10 protein-coding genes are annotated in these 10,087 nt (G+C 70.1%); 4 read left to right on the forward strand and 6 right to left on the reverse strand.

Annotated elements, in window-relative coordinates; translation table 11 throughout:
• Position 1: 1 nt before the first annotated feature.
• The 3 genes from ABZ877_RS36985 to ABZ877_RS36995 all read left to right on the forward strand — a co-directional run bounded on the left by ABZ877_RS36985 (position 2) and on the right by ABZ877_RS36995 (position 3,688).
• A complete protein-coding gene (locus tag ABZ877_RS36985) occupies positions 2 to 595 on the forward strand; it encodes a pyruvoyl-dependent arginine decarboxylase (protein WP_361080507.1) in 594 nt (197 codons plus the stop codon).
• A gap of 69 nt (positions 596 to 664) precedes the next feature.
• Positions 665 to 2,449 carry an FAD-dependent oxidoreductase gene (locus ABZ877_RS36990; RefSeq protein ID WP_361080509.1) on the forward strand — a complete coding sequence of 595 codons (1,785 nt, stop codon included), beginning with the start codon at positions 665 to 667 and terminating at the stop codon, positions 2,447 to 2,449.
• 9 nt (positions 2,450 to 2,458) lie between these two features.
• Complete coding sequence (locus tag ABZ877_RS36995) at positions 2,459 to 3,688, forward strand: amidohydrolase family protein (RefSeq protein WP_361080511.1); 1,230 nt, start codon at positions 2,459 to 2,461, stop codon at positions 3,686 to 3,688.
• Positions 3,689 to 3,767: 79 nt separating this feature from the next.
• Here ABZ877_RS36995 and ABZ877_RS37000 read toward each other — a convergent pair whose 3' ends face one another.
• The 5 genes from ABZ877_RS37000 to ABZ877_RS37020 form a co-directional block, all read right to left on the reverse strand.
• Positions 3,768 to 4,577, reverse strand: a complete 810-nt coding sequence (locus ABZ877_RS37000) for a hypothetical protein (RefSeq protein WP_361080513.1) — start codon at positions 4,575 to 4,577, stop codon at positions 3,768 to 3,770.
• A gap of 941 nt (positions 4,578 to 5,518) precedes the next feature.
• The gene (locus ABZ877_RS37005) at positions 5,519 to 5,842 is read right to left on the reverse strand and encodes a hypothetical protein (RefSeq protein WP_361080515.1); all 324 of its coding nucleotides are present in this window, start codon (positions 5,840 to 5,842) and stop codon (positions 5,519 to 5,521) included.
• 344 nt (positions 5,843 to 6,186) lie between these two features.
• The gene (gene cobA / locus ABZ877_RS37010; protein ID WP_361080517.1) at positions 6,187 to 7,272 is read right to left on the reverse strand and encodes a uroporphyrinogen-III C-methyltransferase; all 1,086 of its coding nucleotides are present in this window, start codon (positions 7,270 to 7,272) and stop codon (positions 6,187 to 6,189) included.
• A gap of 55 nt (positions 7,273 to 7,327) precedes the next feature.
• Positions 7,328 to 8,071, reverse strand: coding sequence for an SAM-dependent methyltransferase (locus tag ABZ877_RS37015; protein ID WP_361080519.1), 744 nt, complete (start codon positions 8,069 to 8,071; stop codon positions 7,328 to 7,330).
• A 310-nt stretch (positions 8,072 to 8,381) separates the two neighbouring features.
• On the reverse strand, positions 8,382 to 8,489 hold the full coding sequence (locus tag ABZ877_RS37020; protein WP_361080531.1) for a BBE domain-containing protein: 108 nt from the start codon (positions 8,487 to 8,489) through the stop codon (positions 8,382 to 8,384).
• 205 nt (positions 8,490 to 8,694) lie between these two features.
• Here ABZ877_RS37020 and ABZ877_RS37025 point away from each other — a divergent pair, with 205 nt between their 5' ends.
• The gene (locus ABZ877_RS37025) at positions 8,695 to 9,018 is read left to right on the forward strand and encodes a hypothetical protein (RefSeq protein ID WP_361080521.1); all 324 of its coding nucleotides are present in this window, start codon (positions 8,695 to 8,697) and stop codon (positions 9,016 to 9,018) included.
• Positions 9,019 to 9,408: 390 nt separating this feature from the next.
• Here the strand turns inward: ABZ877_RS37025 and ABZ877_RS37030 are convergent.
• A partial coding sequence (locus tag ABZ877_RS37030) for a helicase associated domain-containing protein (RefSeq protein WP_361080523.1) occupies positions 9,409 to 10,087 on the reverse strand: 679 nt, incomplete at its 5' end.

Here is a 10,087-nt window from a genome sequence, read left to right on the forward strand (position 1 = left end):
CATGACGACACCGCCAAACACACCCACACCGGCCGGCACCGTGCTCCTGCCTCGCCAGATGTACTTCACCACCGGCACCGGAGCACACCCGCGCGAACTACAGGCGCACGATCTGATGTACATGGACGCGGGCCTGGGACGCGTCAACCGGGTCACCGTGTCCAGCCGCGTCCCGCCCGGCTGCACACTCGTCGACCCGGAGACCGGCGGCGGACAACTGCGCGACGGACAGATCCTTTTCGCCATCCAGGCTCTGGCCGAGACGAACACCCCCGGTACCCGGATCGCCACCGCGGTCGGCATCGCGGTTCCCGAGGACGGGAGCCTCGGCTGCGTCGCCGAGGTGCACGAGGACGACGCCGTCGGCAAGGACGCCCGGACGGCAGCCGACAAGGCCGTGCAGATGGCACTGCTCGCGATGGCTCTGGAACTGGGCGAACACGACTTCGACGAACGGGCCGAGCACCGCAGCGGTCAGGACCGCTACTCGATCGCCGGAACGACCGTGCGTACCCACGTCGTCTCCGTGGAGGCCCACGGCCCGGACAACGGCGACTGGGTCAAGATCGTCGCATCTCTGGTCTTCCTCCTGTAAGCGCCACGACCGCCATCGCCCCGACACCGCCATCGCCTCCGAACGCCAAGCCTCCCCAAGCCCGTGCGCATGACCATGGAAGCCGGTGACCGCACAGTGCCCTCCGACGACACCCCTGCCGCCTGCGACCTCCAGGTCGACTTCCCCTTCGACTACGCCGCCCATCTTCGCGACGACCGGCGCCTGGGCCGGCTGCCCGCCACCACGCTCGGCGCGCCCGTCGCCGTCATCGGAACGGGCGGAGCGGGACTCGCCGCCGCCTTCGAACTCCTGCGCATCGGCTGCCGCCCCATCCTGTACGAGGCCGAGACCAGCGACACCGGACCCGGCGGGCGCCGGCTGGGCGGACGGATGTACAGCCGCCGGCTGCACCCCGCCGACAGCGCCGTCGTCGAGCTGGGCTGCATGCGCTTCCCCGACTCCGCGCGCCTGCTGCACCAGTACGCGCAGCGGTTCAACCTGCACTGGGAGCCGTTCAGGGAGAACTACACGCCCGAGACCACGCCTGTCACCACCTGGGACGTCGACGGCCGCAGTCACCGGGCGCGTTCCCTCACCGACCTCTATCCCCAGCACGACCAGTTCCGCCGGGCCCACCTCGCCTGGCAGGCAGCACTGGAACGCCTGGGAGCGACCGCCATCCGCCGGGCCGTCGCCGACCGTGATCTGCCGACCCTGCGACGGCTGTGGACCCAGGTAGTCGCACGGTACGAACTGTGGACCTTCCACCGCTTCCTGCGCGACCCCGAGGGCGTGGGCCTGACCGAGGATCAGGCCCGCCTGCTCGCCACGGCCGGTATCGGCCCGACCGCCTGGGACTGCTTCTTCGGCATGAGCATGGTGGAGCTGCTGCGCCTGCTCCTCGCTTCCGAAGGCGCGCGGGAGTACTACCCGCGCGAGGGCATCAGCGAGCTCGCCCACCGGTTCTGGACGCACCGCACCACGGGCCCGGACGGGCGGCCCACCAGCCTGGAAGAGGCCAACCACGGCGCACCGCGCCCCGCGGTGACCGCCATCGACGTCTTCCCCGACGCCCGCCGCGGAGTATGTGTCCACAGCGACGACGGACGCAGCGACACCTTCGCCGCCGCCGTCTTCACACCCCAGCTACACCTCCTTGAGACCTCCGTGGACCTACGACCGGCCGACGCCGGCGGGCCCGCACCTCTGGGGCCGAAAATGACACGCGCGATACGCAACATCACCTATTGGCCGGCGGCCAAGACCTCCCTGGTGCTCAGCGAAGCGTTCTGGGAGGGCACCTCTCTGGACGGTGTCACCCTCACCGACCGCCTTCCCCGGGCCAGCTACACCCACGACTTCGGGCCGCCTCGACAACACGGAGGGCGACGGGCCGTCCTGGACCTGAGCTTCACCTGGTCCTTCGACTCGGCGAAGATCGCCGCATCCCCCCTCGAGGAACGCGTACGGGCCTTCACCCGTGAACTGAGCGCGATCCACCCCGACCTGGCCGCTGAACTCGAGCGCGCCGCCGAGCAGGGCGAAGCCATCACCTACTCCTGGGGCGACGCCCCCCACTTCCGCGGCATCGCCCGCCTCTCCCGCCCGGGGGAGTACACCTACCAGCGCGACCTCTTCCTGCAAAGCCTCAAGGACCGCGACGGCAAGTGCGCAGTCCCCGGCGAACCCGCCAACGCCCTCTTCCTCGCCGGGGACGACACCTCCTTCTCGCCCGGCTGGCTCGACCACGCCCTCGCCTCAGGGATCAACGCCGCCTGGGGCGTCATGTCCCTCCTCGGTGGACACAGCGAACCGGACAACCCCGGCCCCGGCGACGTGCTGCCGCACCCCGACTACGCACCGCCCCCGACCGCAGATCTTCCCGTCCGATAGGAGGCGTGCATGCCCCCTCACCATCCCGGCAAGCTCCTGATCCGCTCCGACCGCCTGTGGGACGGCCTCGCGGACCGACCAGCCACCGGCATCGACATCCTGGTCGAGAACGGCACCATCACCCGCCTGGGCGAGGAGGTGCAAGCATCGCCCGGCACCAACCTCATCGACCTTGCGGAATGCACCGTGCTGCCCGGCCTGATCGACTGCCACGTCCACCTGCCCACCGAGGCCGCCGACCACGAATCCGCCGCCTACCAGGTACTCACCGCGCTCCCCGCGATGCGCGACCTGCTGCACAACGGCTTCACCACCGTACGGGACCTCGGCAGCGCCCACCTGCCGCTGAACGTAGCACTGCGCCGGGCCGTCGACGAGCATCTGACCAGCGGCCCGCGCATCCTGGCAGCGCCCAACATCCTCTCCCCACGCGGCGGCCACGGCGACAAAGCACCGAATCTGGCCCAGCGCTACGGAGCGCAGGTCGGCACCGTGGCGGACGGCGAGCACGAAGTACGCCGACAGGTCCGCGAACAAGCCCGTGCGGGAGCCGACTGGATCAAATTCGCCGGCAGCGGCGGCTTCTCCTCACCCGCGGACGCCCCCGACGCCACGGCCTACTCGCAGGAGGAGGTCGACACCCTGGTGGCCACCGCGCGAGACCTGCACCTGCCGTGTGCCACCCACGCCTTCCCCGACGAAGCCGTCCTGCGCGCCCTGCGCGCCGGGGTGCGCAGCGTCGAGCACGCCACCCTGGCCACCCCGGAAACCCTCAACATCATGGCCCAGGCCGGCACTTACCTGGTCCCCACCCAGTACACCCAGCGCTATTTCCTGGACCACCTGGACGACGACACCTTCTGGGAGCACCGTTCGCCCACCATGCGGGACACATACCGGCGCTACGAGCCACGTATGCGCGAAGGGCTCCTGCGTCCCGCGCGCAGCGACGTACGCATCGCCTTCGGCACCGACGCCGGCATGTTCCCGCACGCCGACAACTGGCGCGAGTTCCCCACCATGGTCGAGCACGGCCTCCCCCCGCTCCGGGCGCTGCGCGCCGCCACCAGCACCGCCGCGGACCTGCTGAACCGCCCCGACCTGGGACGCCTGACCCTGGGTGCGGCATCCGACCTGGTGGCGGTGGCTGGTAACCCCTTCGAGGACATCGAGGCCATGGGACGGGTCCGCTTCGTCGTGCAGTCAGGGCGGGTGGTCCGTCCGGTGGAGAAGGGGTGACACAATCTCGCACCCTCTGCTGCCGTGCGGTTCGTTGCGGACGTACGTGTCGATCTGCCGGCCGCCTCTGCGCAGGGCGCTACCCCGGCGCTTCTGCTCGGTTGCGAGCCCCCGCGCGGCCCGACCGCCTGTCGGTCCGCCTGGTCACGCTCGCGCAAGGGCCCGTCGTCAGTCGCGGGGGTGATCGGGTTGCGGTCTGGCGGGGCATGTGGGTGGCCGCCGCACGGCCGTCGGCCGCGGCCGGCATCAGCGCTGTCGTCACGAGGGCGAGGCCGATCGGTGAACCGGTGGGTGCTGCGGCCCATGGAACGCTCGCGGCGAGGACGGCCAGGAGATGGCGGGGGCGGCAGCCCGGCGCGGCCGCCCGCAAGGCCAGCACGATCAGAATGGGGCCGAGGTTCCCGATCATGCCGAGGCCGGGCGTGGGTTGCCCGGCCAGTGCGGCCGCGAGCACGGGCGCATAGGTCAGGCGCCGGTCGGTCCAGGCCGGTGCGGCGGCCGTTGGCATCAGCACCACCATGGCCAGCAGCGGCAGCAGCCATGCGGACGCGGGCACTTGGGCAGCCAGCAGGACCAGGGGCATGGTGCTGCACGCCCGGGCCAGCGGCCAGCGGCCCGCGCAGGCCAGGGCGGCGGCCGCGAGCGTGCCGCGAACACCACCAGCGTGCCGGGGCTGGGAAGTGCGGCATGGCCGGTCTGGCGTACCGCGTTGGCCACCGTCATGATGCCGATCTCGATTTTTGGCTCTGACCGGAGTTCCGTGAATCCGCAGGTCAGTGGAGGACTGCGGGAACGATTCGGCAGGGGATTTCTCGGTCATGAGGGTCTGCTCGCTCAAAAATGTGCTGTTCCCGAAGATCGATGTGCGGTTGGACCAGGTCGTGTTCACCGCGGAGACGCTGGTCGTGTCGGCGGTCGCCTGCGGACCGGCACCGCGGTGTCCGGGGTGTGGGACAAGGGCCCGGCGAGTGCACTCCTCCTATGAGCGAGGGCTAGCGGAACGCCCCCTGGCCGGGTGAAGTTGCAGGCCAGGCTTCGAGTGCGGCGGTTCTTTTGCGACCGGCCGCCCTGCAAGCGAAAGACCTTCGTCGAGCAGGCCAGCGGTTTGAGCGAGCGGTATCGACGCTCCAGTCTCGGCACGAAGCAGTGGCTGCGATGTACGAGCAAACTGGCGCGCAGCGTCGCACCAGCGCAACGCCCGTCCCGTTGGCGGGGACCCGGGACCCTTTCTTGGTTCTGGCCACAATCAGCAGTGCTTGTCGCACGTCACTCAGGTGTTTGCCGGTCCGCTCTCCCGTGACGGGGCGGATGTGGTTCCGGCCGCTGGTGTGCGGCCGGAACACCGTGCTTCAGTCGCTGCCGGTGGCGGAGTCCTCGAAGGCAGGCAGGGACGGCGGCGCGCGCCGGGGGCGAGGTTCGGTGCCGTTCCCGGCCGCGTCGGCGGGGCCTCCACGACCGGTGAGCAGACGAGGAGGAGCAGAGGGGCGCAGCGGCGCTCCTTCTGTCGCGGGCCGATGCTCCATAGGTCATCGTGAAGTCAGCCGGACTCCCGCACGTGACCCATCGTTTTCGGTCATCGTTCGCTGCATATGCCCACCCATAAGTGAAGTAGACGACCGGCATGCTGGCGGCCCTGCAGGATCTGGGCACCGATAGTTGCGGGACGGAGATGACCGCCGAGGGACGCCAGGTGTGGGCCCTGCGTCCGCTTCAAAGCGCCGCTCCTGCGTCGGCTGGACGTACGGTCTAGCGGGGCGGCACGGGCCGACGGACCCGCGCCAGCGATGGACCGAGGCCTGGGCGCCAAGCCGCTACCGGCAGAGCGCCGGATCAGCGGAGTTCGTAGTCGACAAGGACGACAGTCACCCGCTGAGCGGCGCCACAGGCGGCGTACGACCTCTGGTTGACGTTCACCCACGGGCCGTGGTTGATGTAGCGGTGGCCGTTGATGCCGTCCTCGCAAGTGATTTTGGCCCGGACCTGCCCGGTGCCCTTCAAGCAGATCGCATACCCTGTGTTGCTGTCCGGACGACCCACCAGGCAGTCGGACGGTGTGGCGCTCGCCGCGGTTGCACCAGCGATCGGTCCGGCGACAGCAACACCGGCCAGTACCAGCGGCGCTACTGCTAACGAAGTCAGTTTGATCGTTTTCATTTCGGCCCCTGTCTACGTGACTGACGACAGCTTTTCGAAGCTATCCGGCACCCCATGACGTGTCCACGGTTCTGGCGCCGAGCACGGGCTGCAGCGGGTGCCTGAAACAGCGGAGGGGGCTGCACCAGGAGGCGGCTTATGGGCCGTTGCTCAACGGCACGGACGCCTGGCCACGACCCACTACGTAGGAAGGGGGACACATGGTGGAGGCGATGCCACAGGTCGGCGAGGACTGCTGGTCGTCAGGAGCCGGGCTCAGCGCGAGATGGTGCGAGACGGTGCGCGAGCACTGGCGCCGGGTGCGTGGGTGAGCGTGCTGCGGCGGGGGTTGCCGGCTGCGGCCGCTACGGCATGGGGGAGGCCGGCGGGCGGGGGGTCTTCAGGCCGGCGGTGGGGCCGATGACGAAGACTGCGGGCGGGGTGACCTCGTGTGTGCGGCAGTCCTCGGCGAGGTGGGCCAGGGTGGAATGCCAGACGCGTTGGTAGCGGGTGGCGGCGTCCTGAACGATCAATGCCGGCGTGGCCGCGTCGCGCCCGGCGCGGATCAGCAGTTGCGTGGTCCGTTCCACGTGGGTGACTCCCATGAGGATCACCAGGGTTGCCTTGCGCTGTCCCAGGGCGTGCCAGTCCACCAGGCTGCGTTCCTGATCGGGCGCCAGGTGGCCGGAGACGATGGTGACTTCCTGCGTGATGCCCCGGTGCGTCACCGGGATCCCGGCCAGCGCCGGTGCGGCGAGCGCGCTGCTCACGCCCGGCACCACGGTCACCGGGATGCCCGCCTGCGTGCAGGCGCTGACCTCTTCGAAGCCGCAGCCGAACAGGTAGGGGTCGCCGCCTTTGAGGCGGACGACGAAGCGTCCGGCGCGGGCGCGGTCCACCAGCAGGCCGTTGAGCTGGTCCTGGGCGGTGGTGCGGCTGTAGGGGAGTTTGGCCGCATCGATGATCTCGGCCCCCGGGCGCAGGTCGGCCAGCAGTTCCAGCGGCGCGAGGCGGTCGACGAGCACCGTGTCCGCGGCCCGGAGCAGCTCGCGGCCCCTGACGGTGATCAGGCCGGGGTCTCCCGGCCCAGCGCCGATCAGGGCGACGCCGGGGCCCGGATGGCCTGCCGGCGCGGTGTCGAGGGCGGCGGTGTCGCCGGGGGTGCAAAACACCCGCTGCTTGTGGGCGGCCTCGGCAATGGCCGCATCGTCGCTGGGGGTGCAGGCGATGGCGTACCAGGCGCCACGGAGATCGTCGGGCTGCCAGGAACGTGCGTGCCAGCGCAGCCGGCCCGCCTTCGCCATCGCCTCGATCGCGGGACACACCGCGGGTGCCACGACGGTGACCTGCGCGCCGGTGCGTTCCAGGCGCGCCAGGTGCCGGAGCACCGCGGGCTCGCCGCCGAAGACGACCACCGGGCGCCCGGCCAGGTCCAGGTCAGTGGTGAACATGCGTACATCAGGCTGTGGAGCCATGGGGAGGGGCTGCTCCTGTCGGTGCTGGTGTTCAGGCGGACCAGTGGCGGGCGGTGGAATGTAGAACGCTGTCGGGAAAGCCGTGGGCCTGCAGCGCCCGGCCGACCAGCAGCGTCGCCAGCCTGCCCGCACCGGCCGCCCGCACCTCGGCCGCAATGGAGGTGAGCGTGGAGCGCACGATGTGCTGACCGGGCTGGGTGGCCGCCGCCACGACGGCTGCCGGGCAGTGCGCCCCGTAGTGCGGCAGCAGCTGGGCGGCCACGTCCTCCAGGTGGTTGATGACGAGGTAGACCGCCAGCGTCGCCCCGGTGCGGGCGAAGTTCGCCAGTGTCTCACCGGCCGGCATCGAGCCGGGGCGTGCGGCGCGGGTGATGATGAGGCTCTGGCCCACCCCGGGCACGGTCAGTTCCCGGCCGAGGACCGCCGCCGATGCCGCGAACGCGGAGACCCCGGGAACCATCTCGTAGGGCACACCCGCTCTGTCCAGCACCCGCACCTGCTCGGCGACGGTGCTGTAGAGCGATGGATCGCCCGAGCACAGCCGTACCACGTCCGTCCCACGCGCGTGGGCTGCCAGGATCTGGGTCATGACCTCATCCAGGGTCATCCGCGCCGTGTCCGTCCGCGTCGCGCCTGTGGGGCAGTGCGCCAGCAGTTCGACTGGCGTCATGCTGCCCGGGTAGAAACCCACGCGGCAGCGGGACAGGATCTCCCGGCCGCGCAGGGTGATCAGGTCTGCCGCGCCGGGGCCGGTACCGATGAAGTAGACGGTCACTGTGAGCGTGCTCCCCTGCCCTGCCACATGGTCGGGTGTGGCCTCGGCCAGATTCTGGGCAGCGCTGCAGCCCATCAATCCAGACCGTCCGCGCTCTCCCTCCAACGAGTGGATCTCGCCCGCCCCCCGGAAAAGGGCAGCCTCCCCCGTGTCGCTCGATGGAGCCGTGCGTCACGGGACGAGCATCGCGCCAACACGGCGATGCTCCCGTAGCCCCGGGCCCGGTCGGGGGGACCGGCCGAGGCGGCCGCGCTGGAGGTAGTACGACACCACAGCACATGGCCGGATCGTCGGGCGGGCGTTGTCCGTGTCACTCGTCGGTGGTCCGGCAGGTGACTGCTTGGGGGAAGGTGAACAGTTTCTGGGGGTCGCAGGCGGCCTTGACCTGCTGCATGCCCGGGTAGTTGGCACCGTGGATTGCGCGTGACCGCCGTCTCCGACTGGTAACTGAGTTATCAGTCGTATCATCCTGACTTCATGGAGCGTCCGTGATTTTTATCAGTGGGCGTCAGCGGGTCAGTGGGCGTCAGTGGGGGTGATAACTCAGTTATCACCCCCACTGCCCTCTGAGCAGGGGAGGCAAATGCCCGTGCCTCAGCGCCCTGAGCCTCGTTCGATGGGGCATGACCACACGTACGACAGGCACAGCGCTTGCCGCCACCGCGGCCTTCATCGGGGCCGGGATCGCCGCAGCGTCCCCCGCTTCTGCCGGGGGTATCGGTGACTTCCTCTCACCCGCGTTCGGCGACAGCTGTTCCAACCTGGACAACGGTGCAACGGCGAACGGCACGACCACACACGGCAGCGGCGCACTCGGCGGAAGCGCAGGCAGCCTGCCGTTGCTGAGCGCGCTCAATCACTGCGGGGGTGCTGATGGCCAGGGCGCGGGCATGCTCGTAACCCAGAACGGCGGGCCATACGGACACGCCGATGTCAATCAGATCTAGGACCCGGCCCACACGGGAAGGGCACGCGGGCGTCGCTCACGGACGGGCACGCCGCTGTGCCAGGGGGCTTCTACCCGAAGGCAGGCAGCCGGTGGGCGGGCCCGCCGTCCCGGAGGGCGGGTCGACGAGGGTGTGGCGCCCCGGGAAGGGGTGCTTGTGGCAACAAGGCCGTTGCGTACGGATGCGCTGGCGTTGGGCTCGGCCGATACGGCGGTGGCTGACCGCCGACATCGGCGTCGCAACCCCGGCTCCGGTTCACGTCGCCTCCCGACCGACTGTCAACCTCATGTCCGGACCATGGCAGGGCACCCGGCCTTGACGCGGCGGTCAGCACCGGGAGAAGGGGCAGGCCGTGAGCATCAAGAGGAAGTTGACCGGCCGCTGCCACATCTACCAGCGCATGCCGAGTTCGTCCAGCGCCCTACGCCGCTGCTCGGTGAGTTTGTCGGCGCGTCGGCGTACGTTCGCGGTCCACATCCCCAGGTCGATCCGGATGGTCCCCTCCGGTGTGGTCTCGCGTCCGGTGGCGGCGGGTCCGGCCAGTTCCAGGGGCAGCTCCTCGACGTGTTTGCGGGGGATGTTGAGGTGTCCTTCGCGGGCGTGGAACTGGCGGGCGGCGGCGAGGTTGAGGAGCCACTTGTGCTCCTGGGTCCGCTTCACCGGCCGTTCCTCTTCCGGGGCCGGCTGGATGCGGAGGGCGTTCTCAAGCAGCCACTGCTGCGCCGGAAGAAGCTGGTCGAAGCCATGACGTTGGGCGGTGACCCAGCGTCCGAGGTCTTCGCCCTGGACCACGACCTCCCATGCCTTCGTGGGCAGGCTTCCGCCGGCGGTCAGGTGCGCTTGGACCAGGCGCAGGCAGCGTTGCCAGCCGGCATCCCACGCCGGGCACCAGCCGGGATCGACGTCATCAAGGAGTTGGCGTCGCTCCTGGGTGAGTGCGCCCGCTTCCGAGCCGACCGGTTCGCCGGCCTCGCGGCATCCGCTCAGTGTGAGGTTCGGGGAGGGGGTCACTGAGGTGTTCGGGGTTTCTCGCCATTGATGCGAGTTCGTTGTTGTGCTGGTGGGTGGG

The sequence above is a fragment of the Streptomyces sp. NPDC046939 genome (assembly GCF_040644575.1).
In the GTDB taxonomy this organism is placed as follows: Bacteria; Actinomycetota; Actinomycetes; order Streptomycetales; family Streptomycetaceae; genus Streptomyces.